Origin of the sequence: Sphingobacterium sp. SGR-19 (assembly GCF_011043555.1) — a bacterium.
Lineage (GTDB): Bacteria > Bacteroidota > Bacteroidia > Sphingobacteriales > Sphingobacteriaceae > Sphingobacterium.
In genome coordinates this window covers 61,743-81,134 of the sequence record NZ_JAAKGS010000001.1, presented here as the reverse complement: position 1 = coordinate 81,134, position 19,392 = coordinate 61,743, and the positions used below count along the sequence as shown (strand labels likewise).

Genomic DNA, 19,392 nt, shown 5'->3' with positions numbered 1-19,392 from the left:
CACTACTTAAATAAAGGAGAGGTGCCTGAGTGGCCGAAAGGAACAGTTTGCTAAACTGTCGTACTGGAAACGGTACCGCGGGTTCGAATCCCGCTCTCTCCGCAGAGCTTCAATGAAAAGATTGGAGCTTTTTTATTCTAAAGCATTTTTATTTTGCTACTAACGGGATGAGAATCCGCAGGGTTCGACTCGAAGAGGGTTCAAGGCTGAGTAAGGGGCTCGCGGGGCTGAACCAATCCCGCTCTCTCCGCAGAGCTTCAATCAAAAGATTGGAGCTTTTTTATTCTAAAGCATTTTTATTTTGCTACTAACGGGATGAGAATCCGCAGGGTTCGACTCAAAGAGGGTTCAGGCTCGAGTATGAGGCTCGTGGGGCTGAACCAATCCCGCTCTCTCCGCAGAGCTTCAATCAAAAGATTGGAGCTTTTTATTTCTAAAGCAATGTCTACTAATGCCGACCGGGGATGAGAATGTACCATTTCTAATCGCATTGGTAATCGAAATAGGAATGAAATGAATCTGAACGCGATTAGTTTCGAATAACCAACTCCAGCACTTCTCCCGGTAAACCATCAAAATCTGCAAATTCTTTGGAAACAAAACCGTTATTAATTAGGATTTTCCGAGATGGAATGTTTTTCGGATCTATAATCGCAAACAATTTTGTAATGAAACCGTGTTTTCTTGCCACTTCGATCAGCTGACGAGCAACTTCACCCGCGATCCCTTTCCCCCAATATCTAGGTAGAAGCATATACCCCAACTCTGCCTTGTCGCTATGGGGTGCTTCTATTTCCAGTTTCCCAACGCCTATAAAATTATCGGACTTTTCTTCCATAATTTTAAAATGTCCGAAATCACTGTGAAACTGATTTTCCAACATCCGTTTCTCGTAATCGGCTTTCGCTTCTTCTAGAGGAATGGCCCGTTCGGTAATCATTGCCATCACAACTTCATCACCGACCAAATTAAAATACACCGAGAAATCAGCCGGTGTAAGCTTTTCTAACCGAAATTTTATAATCATCTGTCAATTTTCTTTGTTGCCACAATCGAATATAGCATCGGGATTTTATTATCAAGATGGGCGATCCTATATTTATTAGGTGCAATTTCAATTGTCTTATTAAAACAATTGTAGGGCGAATAATCATATTCGTCAAACGAATTGATTTCAACTCCATTTTTTATTAAACTAGTAATCACTTCACTCAAACTATGATTCCACGTAACATTTTCCTGACTGATGGAAGCTGTTTTATCTGCGTATGTTCCATTTTCAGATTCAACAATTGCCCCTGAATTGCTATAATTATATGCAATTTTCTCAAAATTTTCATCGAACATCCATACTACCGGATGAAACTCAACAAAGACAAATTTTCCCCCAGGCCGTAAAAATTTGGAAATAATTTTTGCCCATTTGTCTAAATCCGGTAACCAACCAATAACACCATAACTGGTAAATACAATATCAAATTGTTTATCCAGATGATTGGGTAAATCGTAAATGTCGCAACAGATGAAATTTGCATTTGAATTGGTATCTTGCGCAATTTTCGTCGCTCTTTGAATTGCTTTGTCGGCTAAATCTACCCCTGTAACTTCAGCACCGAGTCGGCTCAAAGAAATTGAGTCTTGTCCGAAATGACATTGCAAATGCAAAATACGTTTCCCCTTGATGTCTCCTAATAGTTTCAACTCAATATCATTTAACGAAGTTTTTCCTTCTAAAAAACTATTGAGGTCATAAAATTCAGATTGCAAATGAGTTTCGATTCTGTTATTCCAAGATTGGCGGTTTATTTCCAAATAATTTTGCACGGCATTCATTTTTTAATTGTTTTCTTTAATATTTCTTTGCCCATATTTGTTGACAATATATAAAAAATTCGCTGTTTTGACCTTTTTTGTCTAGATTTAGACGATAAACCAAACGGACGTATGAAGAGAATACTTTCAATAGACGGTGGCGGTATCCGAGGTGTCATTCCAGGAATGTTTTTAGTAGCACTGGAAGAAAAAATACAACAGGCAACTGATAACCCCGAAGCTCATTTAACCGACTATTTTGATTTTTTTGCAGGCACAAGTACAGGAGGAATCCTTTTATCGATTTTGCTTTGTCCGGATGACAATGATCCGAAAAAGCAGAAATATACCGCCAAAGACGCACTTGACATCTATCTAAATCATGGAACCGAGATATTTTCTGCCTCAAATTGGCGTCGTTTTCTAAGCAAATTCGGTTTGCTAAGCGAGCTATACGATGAAACCATATTAGAAAAGGTATTGAAGAGTTATTTTGGAAATAAAAAACTCAGCCAACTTCTTAAACCCTGCATTATCACGGCATACAATATTGAATTACGAAAAAATCATCTTTTCCGACAGCAGAAAGCTATATCGCATGGTGACTCACGCGATTTTTATATACGGGACGTCTGTCGTGCGACATCCGCTGCACCTACGTATTTCTCCGTAGCTGAAATATTTTCTCTCGCTAAAACGCGCTACCCCTTAGTTGATGGAGGCGTTTTTGCACACAACCCCTCCCTATCCGCTCTTTTGGAAGTTATTAAAAGCTATAACACCTATAAGATAAATGATATTTGGATTCTTTCTTTAGGAACGGGATTATCGAAAATGTCTTATAATTACGAAGACTTCAAGAAAAAGAGGGCAATCTCCATAGGGCCTGCATTGGTCGACATTATGAGTAGTAGTTCTGCAGAAAGCACCGACTATTACCTAAAACAATTGTTCCGTTCCGTTAACAAATCAGGCAATTATATACGTATCGAACCAAGTAACCTCTCCTCCGTCAACCCATCGATGGATTCGGCCTCCGCGTCGAACATTCAAAAACTTATTTCCTTAGGCGATAAATTAATCAGCGAACACGAAGAACTAATGAATCAAATTGTTGCCGAGGTTATCCAAGACAAAAAAAATAACTCAGATCGATCGGTATGGAATTTTTTAAAAAATTAACCCTCAAATTTCCTCTATAAATAGCCTTTGATGGCAGAGGAGAGCGAAATAATTTTTATTTTAATCAATTCGTGAATGCGAAGCATTTTATTTAGGTTTACACAGCAAAAAAACAAGTATGGCACTAAATTACATTTGGGTCTCTTTTTTCTTGATAACATTTCTAGTCGCTATAATTAAACTCATTGGCGGCGATACGGAAGTATTCCAAAATGTTGTTAATTCACTCTTTGAAAGTGCTGCTAATGGAGCGACGATATCCCTCGGCTTAATTGGTATGATGACGTTTGCTCTGGGCATTATGAAAATAGGAGAAAAGGGGGGCATGATTAATATCTTCGCTAAAGCAGTAGGCCCTTTTTTTAACCGGCTTTTTCCTGAAATTCCGAAAAACCATCCTGCATTGGGTTCCGTACTGATGAATTTTTCTGCCAATGCATTAGGGCTGGATAATGCTGCTACCCCTTTGGGGCTAAAAGCGATGAAAGAATTGCAGGAGCTTAATCCCCAAAAAGATACAGCAAGCAACGCCCAGATTATGTTTATTGTGCTAAATGCTTCCAGTCTAACGTTGCTACCTATTTCTATCATGGCATATAGACAAGAAGCAGGTGCAGCACAGCCTTCCGATATCTTTTTGCCGATCCTCATCGCTACATTCTTTTCTACGCTAGCGGCACTTATTATGGTTGCTATTTACCAAAAGATTAATCTTTTTAATAAGACGATTCTTATTTATTTGGGTGGGTTGCTCGTTTTGGTGGGTAGCGCGTTATATTATTTCAGCACATTAGCACCGGAGGAAATTGATGTTATATCCCGCGTGTTCGGTAACCTGGTTTTATTTAGCATCTTCGTTTCCTTTATCGCGCTCGCAGTGTTCAAACGTATTAATGTCTACGATGCCTTTATCGAAGGAGCAAAAGAGGGATTCGAAGTTGCTGTAAAAATTATTCCCTATCTGGTAGCTATTTTAGTAGGTATAGCCGTTTTCCGAGCTTCGGGAACCATGGATTATTTGGTAGACGGTATCTCCGCCCTCGTCTCATTTGTCGGAATAGACACATCGTTTGTCGAAGCGTTGCCGGTTGCATTCATGAAGCCTCTGAGTGGTTCGGGTGCACGGGGGCTGATGGTAGAACTGATGGCAACGAGAGGTGCTGACGATTTTGCGGCGCGTGTAGCCTGTGTAATACAAGGTTCTACCGAAACTACGTTCTACGTGTTGGCTGTTTACTTTGGCTCAGTAGCCATCAAAAAAACACGGCACGCGCTCCCCTGTGCACTTATAGCGGAATTTATTGGTATTATTGCCGCTATCATCGTGGCCTATATTTTCTTTGGATAAAAGGATAAACTATATTAAAAAACACATAAATGAAAACAATTGCATTAATTGCACATGACGGAAAAAAAGCGGATATGGTGGGATTCGTAAAAGACCATATTGAGTTTTTGAGAGATGCACATATCATTGCTACCGGCACGACTGGATCGTATATCGCACAAACCGGTTTGGAGGTAGAACTCAAACTAAGTGGGCCGAAAGGAGGAGACGCACAGATAGCCGCACTAACTGCAGAAGGAAAAGTGGACGGTATTATATTTTTCCGTGATCCGCTAGGTAAGCATGTACACGAGCCCGACATCCAGATGCTGATGAGAATATCTGACTTATATAACGTACCGTTAGCTACGAATCCCGCGACAGGAAGTTTAATTATCGAGGGATTATTTTCATAAAGAATTAAGCAATCTTATTGTCATAGAAAGCAATTTAATATAAATTAATCTGCTTTTTTTTAGTTGAACATAGTATATTTGCCGACATTCAAAAATTAAAAATACATGTCTTCAACTAACTACAGCGAGGTTGATACACCATTTCAGCTATTTGACAGAGCGGAGTGGAGAAGTCTAAACGGCCAATTTTCCCACCATCTTACATCGGATGACATAGAAAACCTGCGTGCGTTAAATGAGCCGCTCACTGTTACAGAAATTGAAGAAATATACTTTCCGCTAGCCCATTTGTTGGGTATTTTGATTAAACGCACAAAAGATCAGCATACCGCCGTTAATAATTTTCTGAACAGAGGCGCTGATACCCTTCCTTTTATTGTGGGCATTGCGGGATCCGTTGCCGCAGGAAAAAGTACAACTGCACGTGTATTACAGAAAGTACTTTCCATGCTTCCTTCCAAACCTAAGGTGGAGCTTGTTACTACAGACGGCTTTTTGTATCCAAACAAGATTTTAGCGGAACGGAATATACGCAAAGGTTTTCCAGAAAGTTACGATACGAAACTGTTACTGAACTTTCTTGCATCAATGAAATCTGGTGTGTCTCAGTTTGAGGTACCCGTCTACTCCCATTTGGAATACGACATTATACCCCATGAGAACCAAATCATCGCACAGCCAGATATTCTTATCGTAGAGGGGATCAACGTATTGCAGGTAAACTCATCTACGGGTAGCAGCGTCTTCGTTTCAGATTATTTTGATTATTCTATTTATGTCGATGCAGATGAAAAGGATTTGATAAATTGGTATATCAATAGATTTGAGTCTTTACGCGCTACATCTTTCCAAAATCCAGCGTCCTATTTTCATCGTTATGCCAATCTAAACAAAGAAGAAAGCATCGCTATGGCAACAAATATCTGGGATACTATTAACCTTCCAAATCTACACAAAAACATATTGCCTACTCGTTATCGCGCTGATTTAATTCTTGAAAAGGGATCTCACCACTTTGTAAAGCAAATAAAGGTGCGCAGAATATAATTTAAGTGTTTATATCGTATTCCCTCTTAAACTTCAATACTTCCTTAAAAACTTCGTTTTCTACCTGTTTATGCACTTTATTGCTGCTGCTTTTCGCGTGTATCTCCATTTTGTATTTAACATAGTCTTTCCCTATCTCGACAACCTTTAGCTGCAATTCATCTTCTCCGGTTAAATATGGATGATTTACTAAAAGCGCTCGTATACTTTCTTCCAGTTTATCCACCTCAACAGCTGCTTGTAGTGGTAATTCAAATTTCACGAGAAAAAGTGAGGAACGATGAGCCGATAGGTTGATTATGGGAGACGTAAAAACCATGTTATTGGGCACCATAACCATATCATCATCCTCGTTTTGTATAACTAAACTGGAAAAATTGATGTCGACAATGCGTCCTTTATGTTCGCCAACCTTTACCCTATCTCCTACCGACAGCTGATCAGAAAACATAATGAACAGTCCCGATATCAAATTGGTGATATACTCCCGGAACGTAACCGCTACCGCCATAGCAACAATGGTTAAGCTCGTAACGAAGTCCCGCGGGTCTATACCAAAAGCAATCATGAATGCGATAATCGCCATCGTTGTATTAAGCACTACTGTCAATCGATTGATACCGAGGACAAAATTACCCCGTACCGCACGTTTTTCATGCCTTTTATTATATATCATAATGATGATATACCGGCCGATGGAAAACAATATGCTCGATGTCAAAAATAGGTTGAGTGCATTAGATAGATTATTTAACCAAGGGCGTTCCTTATAGGAATCGCCAAAATACCAAAAAGAGGTGTATAATAAAACCCATAGAAACAGCTTAATTAAAAACGGTATGGGGTTGGTATCTTTCTTTTCTTCTGTCATGATAATAAAACGCCCTAAATTATCATTTTTCTGCTGATATTACAATATACGTATACAAACTGAACGTTTAATTGTTACCTTTCTTTATATCTGGGTACAATCTTTACAGTATCAACGGAAATAGAAAAAGCGTGTAATTTTTTCTCAAAAAGGACAAAATAAACTAACTTAGCAGGCAAAAATGCGCTAGATACATAATTATGCAAACAACATTTGATTTTGAAAAGCCTATTGCAGACTTGCAAACCCAAATAGAAAAGGTCCTACAAGTGCAGGAAAAGACCAAGGTAGATATGAGTGCCACAGTTAATGAACTAGCGGAAAAACTCGAACAAACCAAGCAAGATATTTATGCAAACCTAACTGGTTGGCAAAAAGTCCAGATGTCTCGTCACCCGGATCGTCCGCAGACGTTCGATTACATCGAGATGATTTGCGAGGAATTTATCGAGCTTCATGGCGACCGCACCGTGCGAGACGATAAAGCTATTATCGGAGGTTTTGCTTCTATCAATGGGCAATCCGTTATGGTAATTGGGCATCAAAAAGGAAAGAATACAAAAGAGCGCCAATATCGAAATTTTGGTATGGCCAATCCAGAAGGATATCGAAAAGCGCTTCGATTGATGAAAATGGCGGAGAAGTTTAATAAACCGATCGTAACATTAATTGATACCATGGGTGCTTATCCTGGCCTGGAAGCAGAAGAACGCGGACAAGGGGAAGCTATCGCCCGCAACCTGTTAGAAATGTCTGTACTCAAAGTGCCTGTTATCTGTATCGTTATCGGAGAAGGTGCTTCGGGAGGTGCATTAGGAATTGGTGTAGGCGATCGCGTTTATATGATGCAAAACACGTGGTATTCGGTTATCTCACCTGAATCCTGTTCTTCTATTCTTTATCGAAGTTGGGATCAAAAGGAAAAAGCGGCGGAATCCCTTAAACTAACAGCAGAGGATATGTTGAAAAACGGATTAATTGACGGAATCATCGGCGAGCCAATAGGTGGCGCACATCAAGACCCGTCCGTAGCTGCAGAAAATCTAAAAGCACGAATTTTAAACGATCTTACTGAACTAACACGAAAAGATGCTGATAGCCTTGTTGCCGAACGTATCGACAAGTTTAGCAAAATGGGTGTTGTAGTAGAATAAAAAGATTAATATCTAAACGGATAGTCCCCTATAAACTCAAACCTATAATCGGTTGTCGTTTGGATAGTATCGATCAGTGAGGACAGCAATTGCTGTCCTTTTTTGCTCTGGAACATATCATCGTGCATTAATAATACAACGTTATTTGGCTCCATCGACGATTTATTGTCCATATAATTCCGAATGCGCGTATATATCTCGTTAACCGGTTGGACAGGCATACCCGAAGCACCGTGAATTCTCCATTCCACATCCCAACCGTAAACTTTATACCCATTCGTGTATAACATATCGGCCGTACTCGCTCCACTTTTTAGATCGATTCGCCTTACATCATCATAAATCCAGATATTACGTCCAGGCAAACGCACTATTTTATGCGTCAGCTCCAGATCCAGTTCATTCTTTTCAAAATCTTCATACGCACTGACTGGGTTGCTATAGAACGTTGTAAATCTGTTGCCCGCATGTGTATAGCTATGGTTATAGCATTCCACCAAGGCATTATCCTTATATCGCTGTAGATCTCTTTTCAATCGCTTCGACATATGTGCATGTCTACCGACCAAAAACACGTTGATTTTTATATTCTTTGCTTTCGCAATTGAATCAATTGCCGAACTTCCAATCAAAGGACCATCATCAAAGGTAAAATAAACATGCTTAGGAAGTTTGTTCAATTCCCGACGTACAGAATCCCTAACACGGCGACGTTCCGTTCTTACAAACCTATCTAGCGAATCTTTACCGATCGGATTCAACGTATCTACCGGGATCTGAACAGGATTTCGCCATCGTTCTGTTAAATATCCTTTTTGATTTTTCACACTATCTTCTGATTTTGGATCAGATAACCCCACGACACTATCGACTTCTAATGTATCCGTATCCGGAAGCGAGCTTGCAGCACTTATACTCATATTCCCTTGACAACCTACAAAAGACAGGGTTGCCATCATAACAGCTCCCAAATTGAAAATGGGTTTTATCGCTTTCCGCATGTATTATTTCAATTATTAAATTTGACTCAAACTTAAAAAATCTGTTTGACAAAAATTGACTTGTGTGGAAAGAACATGCAAAAATACCAGACTTTAGCTACATACAGTTGATTTTCGTTATCTTTGTACGATTTAAAAAATTGAAATTTTCATGGCTTTACAATGCGGTATAGTAGGTTTACCAAATGTGGGTAAATCAACATTATTCAACTGTCTGTCCAATGCAAAAGCACAGGCAGCAAATTTTCCCTTTTGCACAATAGAACCCAACGTCGGTGTTATTACTGTACCCGATGATCGATTAAATAAATTAGCGGAAATTGTTAAACCACAGCGCGTCGTTCCGAATACTATCGAGATTGTAGATATTGCCGGTTTGGTAAAAGGCGCTTCCAAAGGTGAAGGATTGGGAAACCAATTTTTAGGAAATATCCGCACAACGAACGCCATTATTCATGTTTTACGTTGTTTCGATGATGGCAATGTGGTACACGTAGACGGCTCGGTGGATCCCATTCGCGATAAAGAAATCATCGACACCGAGTTGCAGCTGAAAGATTTGGATACCGTTATTAAACGTATCCAAAAAGTAGAGAAAATGGCAAAAACAGGCGGTGATAAAGATGCAAAAAGAACGTATGAAATCTTGTCGGTTGTCAAAGAACATCTAGAAGTTGGTAAATCTGCCAGAACAGCTCCTATCCAATCGGAAGATTTTGAATTTATCAGTGATCTCGCTTTATTGACGATAAAACCTGTTTTATACGTTTGCAACGTAGACGAAGCTTCCGTAACAACGGGAAATGCATATGTCGACCGGGTTAAAGAAGCTGTAAAGGATGAGAAAGCTGAAGTACTCGTGATTTCGGCCCAAATTGAATCCGAAATTGTGCAACTTGAATCGTACGAAGAGCGTAAAATGTTCTTGGACGACCTCGGCTTGGACGAATCCGGTGTATATAAACTAATCAGGGCAGCTTATTCCCTATTGGACCTCGCTACTTACTTTACCGCTGGTATCCAAGAGGTACGGGCATGGACAATCGAGAATGGTTTTACAGCACCACAGGCGGCAGGTGTTATCCATACTGACTTCGAAAAAGGCTTTATCCGTGCAGAGGTTATCAAATATGACGACTTTATTAAATATGGTTCAGAAAATGCGGTTAAAGAGGCGGGTAAGCTTAGCGTAGAAGGAAAGACATATATCGTTGAAGATGGCGATATCATGCATTTTAGGTTTAACGTATAATGATATATATCTCATTATAAAACAAACGCCCGGCTTTTTGTTGGGCGTTTTATTTTTTTTATCTTCGAGTATGAAATTTGGACAAGTAAATAATCCGGAAGAAATTGATTTCTCGCTTCCTCCTACTCCATCGGAGACAATTCAGTTACTGGAAGCACACCAACAAAAGAAACCGCTAGAAGTTGCAGTAGGTTGCGCAAAGTGGAACAAAGCGGATTTAAAAGGCTTCTACCCTCGAGGTACTAAAGATGAATTGGCATACTATTCCAAGCAATTTAACTCTATTGAATTAAATGCAACATTTTACAATTCTCCCTCTAAAGAGCAGGTAAAAACCTGGAAAGACAAAACACCTGGTGATTTCAAGTTCTTCCCTAAAATTCCTCAATCGGTTAGCCATTATTCCAGACTCCTTAACACCGACGAAAAGGTAAAGGATTTTGTAGATGCCACGGTGTTATTTGAAGAGAAATTGGGTATGGCGTTCCTACAGATGCACGATAATTACAAACCAAAGGATTTTGATCGGCTGAAAGAATTCTTGCATCGTTTTCCGAAAGGCTATCCACTGGCCGTAGAAGTCCGTAATCAAGAGTGGTTCTCGGAAAAAAAAATCAGTGAGAAACTATACGAATTATTCGAAGAAACCCAAACGACCAATGTACTCGTCGATACCGCTGGCAGGCGTGACATGGTACACATGCGCTTAACAACCCCAACAGCGTTTATACGCTATGTTGGCGCTAATCATCCTTCCGACTACGATCGGTTAATCGAATGGGTTAAGGTCATTAAAAAATGGAAAGAAGCTGGTCTACAACAATTGTATTTTTTCGTTCATCAAAACATAGAGTTGGAATCGCCTTTACTAGCAGCACATTTTATTGAACATCTTAACAAGGAAATAGGTTCCAATCTTCGTATACCAAACAAAGAAAATACGTTGTTTTAACCCTATCCATTTAATGGACGTTTAGGTTGGCTCGTCTGGACCGGATGAGGACATGCTCTTCATTTTAGCCTTAACAAGCTTGTCCACACGATACATGAACAATATGGAAACCAATGATATAGCAACCACTGCGTAACCAACCATATCATAATGTTCCAGCGGACTGAATTTATTTTGCTGATAAACAATAAGCCCGGCCATCGTCGCTGCAATCCCACCAGCTATTTGCTGTAACGATGCGTTAATGCTCATAAATGCACCACGATCTTGCATATCTGGAACAGCAGAAATGAGAGCCGAAGACGGGACCATTCTGCTCATAATCCCCATCATCATGCAAATATTGATAACCAAAACCCACATAAAAGGGGTTGTAGATAGGTTAGTATAAATTACACAAATAACCATCAACCAAATCGTGGCGGCTGCAAATAATTTATACTTATTTACTCTATCGCTCACTTTGCCTATGAATGGCATAATAATCAGTGAACTTACACCCGACACCATAAATAGAAAAGGTAACTGCTCATTACTTATCCCCAGATTATTTACAGCAAATACAGTTCCGTATGGCATCATCATAAAGCCCCCGACGGATAATATCGCAGTCGTTAAAAAGCCAACGTGATAAGATTTCTTTTTTAACGTCTGCATTAAATGGCCAATTGCTTTTTTCTGTACTTCCATCCCTAAATGGGCATTTACCGGTTTTAGCCGCACCGTGATAATAATCGCTATAATTACCGCCAATCCCGCTATAAATAAAAAGGGAGCCTCCCATCCCATTCTATTCGCGATATAAAGCCCGATAGGAATACCTAACACCTGACTGGCCCCAAATCCCATCTGAACAAATCCCATAACCCGACCTCTTTTTTCCAAAGCAAACAAATCCGTGATAATGGCCATGGAAATAGAACCGATAACGCCCCCGAACAAGCCGGTTATAATTCTTGCGGCTACCAGTGTATAGAATGTATTAGCGATTCCGCAAAAGATTGTACCGATAATAAAACCATAATAAAAAAACAACAACAGTTTCTTCCGATCATACTTGTCGGCAAAACCTGCCGTTAAAAGTCCAGAAGCACCAGCACTGAAAGCATATGCAGATACCACGATGCCGAAAGATGAGGCGTTCATATCCATAGATTTGATGAGTAGGTCGCCCAAAGGTGACATCACCATAAAATCCAGAATAACCGTAAATTGGCTGATGGCTAAGATGAAGATTACAAATTTTTCGTATCCTGTAAAAGGTAAATTTATTTTTGTCGGCATAAAATTTATGATATCTTATTTCGCCAGACAAAGATAGCTTTTTGTATTATATGTTAGTCTTCCTTTTCAAGTTCCTCAAACATCCGGCGGTCTTCCGCGGCACCTATAGTATCACCTAGACGGTCTCTCATATCAGCACGATAAGCATATAGATCAGAATAATAAGGGTTTAACGTTATCGCTGTGGAGTAATCTTGCAGTGCAGCTTCCCAATTTTCAAGTTTCTCAAACAGATCGCCACGTAATGCATATACATAAAAATCTTCGGGAATCAAACTTACCAGCTTATTAAAATCGAGCAACGCCTCCTCATATAACTTCAAATCGGCTAAAAATCCACCTCGTTCTTCATAAGTCACGCTGGCGTCAGGCTGAACTTCCACAGATCTATCAAAATCGACTCTAGCCTTTCCGTGTTCTTGAATAGCCTTGAATAATTTAGCCCGAAACAAATATGCTTGAAAGTGTTCCGAATTCATTGCTATCGCCTGGTTTAAATCAGACAGCGCTTTATCATATCGTAGTAAGCGCAGATGTAAAGCACCACGATATACGAGCACGTCCACATCCTCGGGATATTTTTCGTGGGCGTATGCATACAATTTTAGTGCATGCTCGTAATCAAATTGCTGGGTAGTTTCCAAAGCATCAGACAATATCTCCTTCAATTCGATATCCCTCCATAAACGTGTTTCTTCTTTTGGTCTATTTTCTACCCATTCTAGAAAGGCTTGATAATTAAAATCTAAATTTTTGGCTACTTGATAATCGTAAAAAGCCCCCTCTTCGTCTCCCAAAGCCATATTTAGGATCGATCGACAAGCGTAAAAAAAGGGCTGGTCAGAAAATTGTTGTATTGCTGCTGCATACTGTTCTAGCGCTATTTTCGGCTGCCCATTTCGATAAGAGGTAAAAGCCTCTCTAGCTCGGGTTAACGCCGGTTCGTCGGCTGCTATCTCTACGGGCTCTAAAAAAGTTAAAGGAAAAAGCTGGGCGCTCGCCAGAAGAAAATTTCTGTTATTTTTTAAAGACATGATCAAAAATAGTAATTACCAGAATCTTTTCACAATACGAAGCTTATGGGTATAGCGGTTTTGTTCCTTATTAAAGATACCCTCCGGATCCATTTTGTCTATACGTACACTTGCAGAAGCGTGGAAGATCGTTTCTACATCCATCATGATACCCACGTGCGTAATACGTCCGTCCTCATTATCAAAGAAAGCAAGGTCTCCAGGCTTAATTTCGGAAAAGAAGTCGACGGTTTTTCCTTTTTCGGCTTGCTGGTAAGCGTCACGTGGCAACTGTATTCCGAAATGCGTATATATACCCTGGCTAAGCCCCGAACAATCGATACCTACGTGGCTACGTCCGCCCCAGAGATAAGGACTGTTGTAATAATATGCTATTAATTTAGGGAATTCTATTTCAAAATCTGTTGTGTTCGGTCTTCGTAAATTTCCGTCAATCTGATATGGAAAACCAGTATATTGCTGTTGTAAAAGTTGTTTAGGAATTTTTGTCCCTGCAATTAAATCAACTTTCCTATCGCCTGAGAAAGCCGCTGCACCCATAATATCCACAACAAGGCAATCGCCTTCCGAGGTAGCTATAAAATTATTTTCCGGTAAACGTACAAACTGTCCGCGTTGTAACCAGCCTTCATAATCAATATGGAACATACGGATGTACGCCCACTCCTTTTCTTCCTGAAGTATTTCAAATTGCTCCGCAAAAAGTACTTGACTCACCATTTCACTACGGTGTGTGTTAGCCGCTCTTAAGGGGATTATCGATAAATTACAGACACCTATATTCATATCAGTTGATTTTTATAAAAACAAATACCACGGCAACGCTGTTTTGTACATACGAATATATCACTTTTTATATAGTCACAAAAGATGAGCAGTCACAGATTTAATCGCATACTTTTAGCCGTAGACGATACACCATGTACCGTCAAGGCAATTGATTACGCAAAAGATTTAGTTCGGGAGTTTCGTTCTTCGCTTGCGTTGGTCACTGTTGTTCCTCCTACCTCGCCCGCAAACTATGGCGCAGATCCGCTATTAGGACAACAACCCATCGTGGTACCAGAAGTTCCCGAAATACAGCAAGAATCTGCCCAGCGATTCTTGGAAAGTATTGGAGCTGATTTCGAAGGAGCGCAGGATGTTTTTTTATTTAACAAAGTGGGCAATGTTCGAGATGAAATTCTCAGTACAGCTACCGAATGGACAGCAGATCTTATTATTATGGGGTCTAATGGACGTACCGGCTTTGAACACTTTATCTCGGGTAGTGTATCGGAATCAGTTATACGAAAAGCGAGTTGCCCAGTACTCGTTATTCCCGGTAAATGCGACTAACACTAAACACTTTACACTTCTATTATACTAAATTTTTCTCAGTCGGGCGGCAAACATGCTGTCCGATTTTCTATTATATCCTTTAATAATGCCACCTTCTTCCATCATTAATCCATGTTCCTCTTCCAAATAACGGACGATCTCTTCATTCTCGGCTTTAAATACCGAACAGGTGATATACATTAATATTCCTTGAGGTTTAAGGTAGCCAACTACAGTGTCAACGATTTGACGTTGAAGGGAAACAAAGGTCTGTATACGCTCTTCATCAAATTGGCTCAGCATTTCCGGTGTACGTCCCCAGGTTCCCGAACCAGAGCAAGGCGCATCTACCAATATACCATCAAAAGCTTCTCCATCCATCAAGTGATTGATATCTTGGGTCAAATCTAAGACCTTTTTCCTGTAGTCCGTTTTTATCTTTGCTTTGTCAAAGCGCTCGTCTAGGTTGCGAAGTATACTCAGCCGTATATCCGAGACCAATAGATCAATATGTGGGCAACGATCTAATAACAATAATGATTTTCCACCCGAACCAGCACATGCGTCCCACCATCGTTCTCCCGGCGTCGGCGAAAGATCGCCTAGGCTTTGCTGAGAAGATAAATCCTGCACTTCATATAACCCCGCTATCTTTCTTATATTCTGTAACTTACTTCCATTTTCTAAACAATAAGCATTTCCAAAAACATATTTAAAAGCAATTCCGTGTTCGGCAAGTTCCCGTTCCACAATAGCTTTATTATTTTGCGGTACGCGAATGAATAAATCGGGTTGTACCAAATGACTTGCTATGAATTGTTCTTCCTGAATAGCTGGTGACAAATGAAAAGCAAAAGGAAAAAGATAATCCACCACCTCGTAGCCCTGGTTCTTCAGAAAAAATATCTTTTCCGGTAAAGATGCAGCAATATTGGAAATCCAGCGCGGTTGATAAAGTTCGACAACAGCGCTTTGCGTTTCACACAAAAATTCAGCAACCACTAGACGGTCAATCGTGGATAAATCTATCGCAGAACGTCCTAAACGGAAAAAATTATAGCATAAACGAGAAGTCATCCGTCTATCGGATGACCCCATTTGTTTATTTTCTTTAAAAAATCGAGTAAGAAACCGAGCGAAGGGCTCCGTTTTATCATAAGCGCTTATTGCGCGTTGAAAATTGCGCAACTGCTGTTCGACTCTACTTGAGTTAACTTCCATCTTAGTTTAACTGAAACGATGAGCCTTGATAGCTTTTAAACGAAACCGCGTTATTTATAAATCCCCAAGCTTCGTTATAATTGAATGCATAAGTACTAAATAAGCCTTCGAATTTTTCTTTCGTGATATGTTCGGAATAATTGTCACCATATTTTGCCAGTAGATTTCCAAAATATCGGGCTGCATCATATCCTTTATAGGAATAATCCGAAGGATTAACATTATATAAGGAATAGTATTTATCTTTAAATTCCTTTGTTTCTCTTGTCCATGACTTTAAATGGCTTTCTGAGGTGATAACAGGTCGGAAATCAACAAATCGCTCATATATACTGAAATCTATACGATCCCATAAAGGGTGTCCGTATACGCGAAACATATAAAATTCTTCGGAAGATTTTGCTTCTAAATTACTCACAAAAGAACGCAACTGAAATCTATCGGTCGTACCCGCTACTATCAAATTCGTACCTGTTAGACTAATTTCCTCATTCAGTTGGGGAATCGACGATACGGAACGAACCTGGACAGACGGATTTGCCTTCTTAAGTTCCGACAAGAAACCGCTTAAAAATTGACGTCCGTCATTGTCTGACGTATTATAGATAATAACCACGTCCCCAGTTTTGTAATCTTTTCCAACGCGTTCTGCCATAGCTTTAGTATGTACATCAATAGATGGGGTTAGGGACACTAAATTAGGCAAATTGAATTCCCGAGCCTTCGTTGCTGCCAAAGGATTTACCTGCAATGCATTTTTGTTTGAAAGATGCATACCAAATGTGGTTATTTCTTTCGGGAATACAGGCCCTACAATCAGTGCCGCACTTAAAACCTCTTCCGATTTGGCGACCGATTGATTATGTATTGCGTTATCTCGCGAGTCAATTACATTGAGCGAAAAAGAGCGACCTTTTTGTGCCAATTCATTCAACCCCAACTGAAAACCTTGGTAAAAGTCAAGTGCAATTGCCGAACGATTAACGTCTTCTTTTGATAATGTATGAGGTGAAATCCTATCCAATTGAAAAGGTAGAATCAATGCCACACTGTTTCTAGCTGCTTCTGCTTTACGAGCATCTTCAACTGTTGTTTCTTTATCTACCGCTTCCGGTTTTTCCTCTTTTGGAACAGTCCCCCCTATATTCCCACCACTATGGTCAGGTGATTTTAGTACCTTGGTCTTAGGTGAACAAGCTCCTAAAAAGAGGAACAGTGTTAATATCCATACGAATGACCGCTTATTCCCATTCAATTGTTGCTGGCGGTTTTGAACTGATATCATAGACAACTCTATTGATTCCTTTAACATGATTGATGATTTCGTTTGAGATTTTTGCTAACAAATCGTATGGCAAGTGAATCCAATCGGCTGTCATACCGTCTAACGAGCCTACTGCACGTAGGGCTACCACGTGTTCATACGTACGCTCATCGCCCATGACGCCTACAGATTGCACCGGTAGAAAAATAGTCCCTGCCTGCCATACTTTATCATACCAACCCGCTTCTTTTAAGTTACGAATATAGATATCATCAGCTTCCTGCAAAATCCGTACCTTTTCTTCTGTGATGTCGCCAAGCACGCGAATAGCTAGTCCTGGCCCCGGGAAGGGATGCCGTCCTAAAATATTGGAATCTACCTCCAATGTTCTTCCTACACGACGTACTTCATCCTTAAACAAGGCCTTCAACGGCTCTACTACTTTAAGCTTCATAAAATCGGGCAAACCTCCAACATTATGATGGGATTTAATAGTTGCTGATGGCCCTTTCACAGAGATCGATTCAATAACATCAGGATAGATCGTCCCCTGTCCTAACCATTTTGCTTCAATTCCTTCCGGCAGTTCATGTTGAATATCCTTAGAAGCCTGATCGAACACGTCAATAAAGGATGCACCAATTATTTTCCGCTTTTGTTCAGGTTCCGATACACCTGCCAATCGACCAAAAAACAATTCTTTCGCATTGATTCCTTTAATATTTAGTCCCATATTTTTATATGAATCCAATACTTGTTCGTATTCATTTTTACGAAGCAAACCATGATCTACAAAAATACAATGTAGATTTTTCCCGATAGCTTGGTGTAATAATACCGCTGCTACCGTAGAGTCTACACCACCCGACAATGCCATGATTACATGATCATCCCCTAATTGCGCCTTCAGCTCTGCTACTGTCGTTTCGACAAAGGTATCGGGAGTCCAGTCTTGCGAACAACCACATATGTCAACGACAAAATTCTTTAACAATACTTGTCCGTCGGTGCTGTGTGTCACCTCTGGGTGGAATTGGATACCGTACGTGCGTGTGCCTTCTATTTCGTATGCTGCCACACGTACCTTGTCCGTACTAGCAATAATTTTAAAATTGGAAGGTATTTCCTTAATGGTGTCTCCATGCGACATCCACACCTGTGATTGTACCGGTACACCTTTCAACAAGGTACTTTCCTGATCCACAAATTGTAAATTCGCACGGCCATACTCCCGGATTTCGGAGGGTAATACCTCTCCTCCGGATTGCTGTGCTAGATATTGCGCCCCGTAGCAAACGGCCAATAATGGAAAACGATTTTGAATGTTGGTATAGTCTACCTGAGGTGCATCCTCTTGCCTAACAGAATATGGGCTACCTGAAAAGATAACACCTTTTACCGCATCATCAAATTCCGGTAAATTGTTATATGGATGAATTTCACAATAAACGTTAAGCTCACGAACACGGCGTGCTATTAGCTGTGTATATTGCGAGCCAAAATCAAGAATGATAATTTTTTCGGACATGGCGCAAAGTTACATATTCGCCTTGTATTTTTAGCGATTTTAATTGATTTCCTTTAACGTCCCAATAAAGCCAATTCTTCTTCCGAATACATCTTTGCACCTTTTAGATAGACATAGATAAGTTGTTTCGTTTCCTTATCTCTTAACTTATATAAATTGTTCACTAAAAAATCTTTATCTTCTTCTATATTATCTTTATATCCTAAATACGATGGAATATAGTATTGAATACATAACCGAATATAACGCAATTCTATTTCGCTGGGGTTGTCCGCTATTTCCTCTTCCAACATCTTCTTTCCGTTTCGGAAGTAGCTCATTTTTTTCAGGGGGTTCCCGGTATGTTTTGCCATAAACATGTGGTATGCCGCTTCATATCCCCGTTCGACAGGACAATCTGCGTACTCTTCTAAGGCTTCCAGATGTTTTTTGCATGTTTCTTCATCTTTATGTCCTATCTTGAAATCCTTTCGAATTTCAGTAAGAGAAAGCTTTTGCCCAAATAATGCCGCCGTTGTCACTACTAGCTGAAACAACACTATATAAAAACATCTTTTCATCATAAGCTCTATACGTTGGTTATACACTACATTTGTTTACAAAATATAAGCCAATCTTGATTTAGAATGCCTCTTATATAAAGTACAAATATTAATTAAATTTGTTCAACAAGTTACCGTATAAATCCATACCATACAATTAATTTTAGCAATCTATCTTGAAAGCA

Annotated in this window: 19 protein-coding genes and 1 tRNA gene; 9 read left to right on the top strand and 11 right to left on the bottom strand. The window is 39.9% G+C overall.

The window, feature by feature from the left end; genetic code table 11:
- Window positions 1-15: 15 nt before the first annotated feature.
- Window positions 16-102: transfer RNA gene (locus G5B43_RS00370), tRNA-Ser, on the top strand.
- Between the two features lie 427 nt (window positions 103-529).
- On the opposite strand, the gene G5B43_RS00365 is transcribed toward G5B43_RS00370, so the two are convergent.
- Window positions 530-1,027, bottom strand: a complete 498-nt coding sequence (locus tag G5B43_RS00365; protein WP_206367186.1) for a GNAT family N-acetyltransferase — start codon at window positions 1,025-1,027, stop codon at window positions 530-532.
- A complete protein-coding gene (locus G5B43_RS00360; protein ID WP_165292747.1) occupies window positions 1,024-1,833 on the bottom strand; it encodes a class I SAM-dependent methyltransferase in 810 nt (269 codons plus the stop codon). Before G5B43_RS00360 ends, G5B43_RS00365 begins: the two co-directional genes overlap by 4 nt.
- Window positions 1,834-1,944: 111 nt before the next feature.
- On the opposite strand from G5B43_RS00360, the gene G5B43_RS00355 reads away from it, so the two are divergent.
- From G5B43_RS00355 to coaA, 4 genes are all read left to right on the top strand, one after another.
- Window positions 1,945-2,994, top strand: coding sequence for a patatin-like phospholipase family protein (locus G5B43_RS00355; RefSeq protein WP_165292746.1), 1,050 nt, complete (start codon window positions 1,945-1,947; stop codon window positions 2,992-2,994).
- 118 nt (window positions 2,995-3,112) lie between these two features.
- Window positions 3,113-4,342 (top strand): nucleoside recognition domain-containing protein, encoded by a 1,230-nt coding sequence (locus G5B43_RS00350; protein WP_165292745.1) that lies wholly within the window; start codon window positions 3,113-3,115, stop codon window positions 4,340-4,342.
- 29 nt (window positions 4,343-4,371) lie between these two features.
- Entirely contained in the window at window positions 4,372-4,737 is a 366-nt protein-coding gene (locus G5B43_RS00345) for a methylglyoxal synthase (protein ID WP_165292744.1), read from the top strand.
- A 105-nt stretch (window positions 4,738-4,842) separates the two neighbouring features.
- Window positions 4,843-5,784, top strand: a complete 942-nt coding sequence (gene coaA, locus G5B43_RS00340; protein WP_165292743.1) for a type I pantothenate kinase — start codon at window positions 4,843-4,845, stop codon at window positions 5,782-5,784.
- 1 nt (window position 5,785) lies between these two features.
- On the opposite strand, the gene G5B43_RS00335 is transcribed toward coaA, so the two are convergent.
- On the bottom strand, window positions 5,786-6,655 hold the full coding sequence (locus G5B43_RS00335; protein ID WP_165292742.1) for a mechanosensitive ion channel family protein: 870 nt from the start codon (window positions 6,653-6,655) through the stop codon (window positions 5,786-5,788).
- 200 nt (window positions 6,656-6,855) lie between these two features.
- Here G5B43_RS00335 and G5B43_RS00330 point away from each other — a divergent pair, with 200 nt between their 5' ends.
- On the top strand, window positions 6,856-7,809 hold the full coding sequence (locus G5B43_RS00330; RefSeq protein WP_165292741.1) for an acetyl-CoA carboxylase carboxyltransferase subunit alpha: 954 nt from the start codon (window positions 6,856-6,858) through the stop codon (window positions 7,807-7,809).
- Window positions 7,810-7,814: 5 nt separating this feature from the next.
- Here G5B43_RS00330 and G5B43_RS00325 read toward each other — a convergent pair whose 3' ends face one another.
- Complete coding sequence (locus tag G5B43_RS00325; RefSeq protein WP_240904678.1) at window positions 7,815-8,810, bottom strand: polysaccharide deacetylase family protein; 996 nt, start codon at window positions 8,808-8,810, stop codon at window positions 7,815-7,817.
- A 151-nt stretch (window positions 8,811-8,961) separates the two neighbouring features.
- Between G5B43_RS00325 and ychF the strand changes: the two genes are divergently transcribed.
- The gene (gene ychF / locus G5B43_RS00320) at window positions 8,962-10,062 is read left to right on the top strand and encodes a redox-regulated ATPase YchF (protein ID WP_165292740.1); all 1,101 of its coding nucleotides are present in this window, start codon (window positions 8,962-8,964) and stop codon (window positions 10,060-10,062) included.
- 70 nt (window positions 10,063-10,132) lie between these two features.
- Complete coding sequence (locus tag G5B43_RS00315; protein WP_165292739.1) at window positions 10,133-11,014, top strand: DUF72 domain-containing protein; 882 nt, start codon at window positions 10,133-10,135, stop codon at window positions 11,012-11,014.
- A gap of 21 nt (window positions 11,015-11,035) precedes the next feature.
- On the opposite strand, the gene G5B43_RS00310 is transcribed toward G5B43_RS00315, so the two are convergent.
- Genes G5B43_RS00310 through G5B43_RS00300 form a run of 3 tightly spaced genes read right to left on the bottom strand, consistent with a single transcriptional unit; the run spans window position 11,036 to window position 14,118 of the window.
- Window positions 11,036-12,298: an MFS transporter gene (locus G5B43_RS00310; protein WP_165292738.1), complete on the bottom strand. Its 1,263-nt coding sequence runs from the start codon at window positions 12,296-12,298 to the stop codon at window positions 11,036-11,038.
- A gap of 53 nt (window positions 12,299-12,351) precedes the next feature.
- Window positions 12,352-13,332 carry a tetratricopeptide repeat protein gene (locus G5B43_RS00305; RefSeq protein WP_165292737.1) on the bottom strand — a complete coding sequence of 327 codons (981 nt, stop codon included), beginning with the start codon at window positions 13,330-13,332 and terminating at the stop codon, window positions 12,352-12,354.
- A 15-nt stretch (window positions 13,333-13,347) separates the two neighbouring features.
- On the bottom strand, window positions 13,348-14,118 hold the full coding sequence (locus G5B43_RS00300; protein ID WP_165292736.1) for a C40 family peptidase: 771 nt from the start codon (window positions 14,116-14,118) through the stop codon (window positions 13,348-13,350).
- An 84-nt stretch (window positions 14,119-14,202) separates the two neighbouring features.
- Between G5B43_RS00300 and G5B43_RS00295 the strand changes: the two genes are divergently transcribed.
- Window positions 14,203-14,670, top strand: a complete 468-nt coding sequence (locus G5B43_RS00295) for a universal stress protein (protein ID WP_165292735.1) — start codon at window positions 14,203-14,205, stop codon at window positions 14,668-14,670.
- Between the two features lie 27 nt (window positions 14,671-14,697).
- On the opposite strand, the gene G5B43_RS00290 is transcribed toward G5B43_RS00295, so the two are convergent.
- Genes G5B43_RS00290 through G5B43_RS00275 form a run of 4 tightly spaced genes read right to left on the bottom strand, consistent with a single transcriptional unit; the run spans window position 14,698 to window position 19,228 of the window.
- Window positions 14,698-15,873: an RsmB/NOP family class I SAM-dependent RNA methyltransferase gene (locus G5B43_RS00290; protein WP_165292734.1), complete on the bottom strand. Its 1,176-nt coding sequence runs from the start codon at window positions 15,871-15,873 to the stop codon at window positions 14,698-14,700.
- Window position 15,874: 1 nt separating this feature from the next.
- Window positions 15,875-17,158, bottom strand: a complete 1,284-nt coding sequence (locus G5B43_RS00285; protein ID WP_240904677.1) for an ABC transporter substrate-binding protein — start codon at window positions 17,156-17,158, stop codon at window positions 15,875-15,877.
- Window positions 17,115-18,665 carry a glutamine-hydrolyzing GMP synthase gene (gene guaA, locus G5B43_RS00280; RefSeq protein WP_165292733.1) on the bottom strand — a complete coding sequence of 517 codons (1,551 nt, stop codon included), beginning with the start codon at window positions 18,663-18,665 and terminating at the stop codon, window positions 17,115-17,117. Before guaA ends, G5B43_RS00285 begins: the two co-directional genes overlap by 44 nt.
- A gap of 53 nt (window positions 18,666-18,718) precedes the next feature.
- Window positions 18,719-19,228, bottom strand: a complete 510-nt coding sequence (locus tag G5B43_RS00275) for a hypothetical protein (protein ID WP_240904675.1) — start codon at window positions 19,226-19,228, stop codon at window positions 18,719-18,721.
- Window positions 19,229-19,392 lie beyond the last annotated feature (164 nt).

Bases quoted from the DNA above. Each gene is read 5' to 3' on its own strand.
- G5B43_RS00365 (WP_206367186.1), bottom strand. From the start codon at position 1,027: ATGATTATAAAATTTCGGTTAGAAAAGCTTACACCGGCTGATTTCTCG.
- G5B43_RS00295 (WP_165292735.1), top strand. From the start codon at position 14,203: ATGAGCAGTCACAGATTTAATCGCATACTTTTAGCCGTAGACGATACA.
- G5B43_RS00335 (WP_165292742.1), bottom strand. From the start codon at position 6,655: ATGACAGAAGAAAAGAAAGATACCAACCCCATACCGTTTTTAATTAAG.
- G5B43_RS00355 (WP_165292746.1), top strand. From the start codon at position 1,945: ATGAAGAGAATACTTTCAATAGACGGTGGCGGTATCCGAGGTGTCATT.
- G5B43_RS00310 (WP_165292738.1), bottom strand. From the start codon at position 12,298: ATGCCGACAAAAATAAATTTACCTTTTACAGGATACGAAAAATTTGTA.
- G5B43_RS00360 (WP_165292747.1), bottom strand. From the start codon at position 1,833: ATGAATGCCGTGCAAAATTATTTGGAAATAAACCGCCAATCTTGGAAT.
- G5B43_RS00350 (WP_165292745.1), top strand. From the start codon at position 3,113: ATGGCACTAAATTACATTTGGGTCTCTTTTTTCTTGATAACATTTCTA.
- G5B43_RS00300 (WP_165292736.1), bottom strand. From the start codon at position 14,118: ATGAATATAGGTGTCTGTAATTTATCGATAATCCCCTTAAGAGCGGCT.
- G5B43_RS00290 (WP_165292734.1), bottom strand. From the start codon at position 15,873: ATGGAAGTTAACTCAAGTAGAGTCGAACAGCAGTTGCGCAATTTTCAA.
- G5B43_RS00315 (WP_165292739.1), top strand. From the start codon at position 10,133: ATGAAATTTGGACAAGTAAATAATCCGGAAGAAATTGATTTCTCGCTT.
- G5B43_RS00345 (WP_165292744.1), top strand. From the start codon at position 4,372: ATGAAAACAATTGCATTAATTGCACATGACGGAAAAAAAGCGGATATG.
- G5B43_RS00275 (WP_240904675.1), bottom strand. From the start codon at position 19,228: ATGATGAAAAGATGTTTTTATATAGTGTTGTTTCAGCTAGTAGTGACA.
- ychF (WP_165292740.1), top strand. From the start codon at position 8,962: ATGGCTTTACAATGCGGTATAGTAGGTTTACCAAATGTGGGTAAATCA.
- guaA (WP_165292733.1), bottom strand. From the start codon at position 18,665: ATGTCCGAAAAAATTATCATTCTTGATTTTGGCTCGCAATATACACAG.
- G5B43_RS00330 (WP_165292741.1), top strand. From the start codon at position 6,856: ATGCAAACAACATTTGATTTTGAAAAGCCTATTGCAGACTTGCAAACC.
- coaA (WP_165292743.1), top strand. From the start codon at position 4,843: ATGTCTTCAACTAACTACAGCGAGGTTGATACACCATTTCAGCTATTT.
- G5B43_RS00285 (WP_240904677.1), bottom strand. From the start codon at position 17,158: ATGATATCAGTTCAAAACCGCCAGCAACAATTGAATGGGAATAAGCGG.
- G5B43_RS00325 (WP_240904678.1), bottom strand. From the start codon at position 8,810: ATGCGGAAAGCGATAAAACCCATTTTCAATTTGGGAGCTGTTATGATG.
- G5B43_RS00305 (WP_165292737.1), bottom strand. From the start codon at position 13,332: ATGTCTTTAAAAAATAACAGAAATTTTCTTCTGGCGAGCGCCCAGCTT.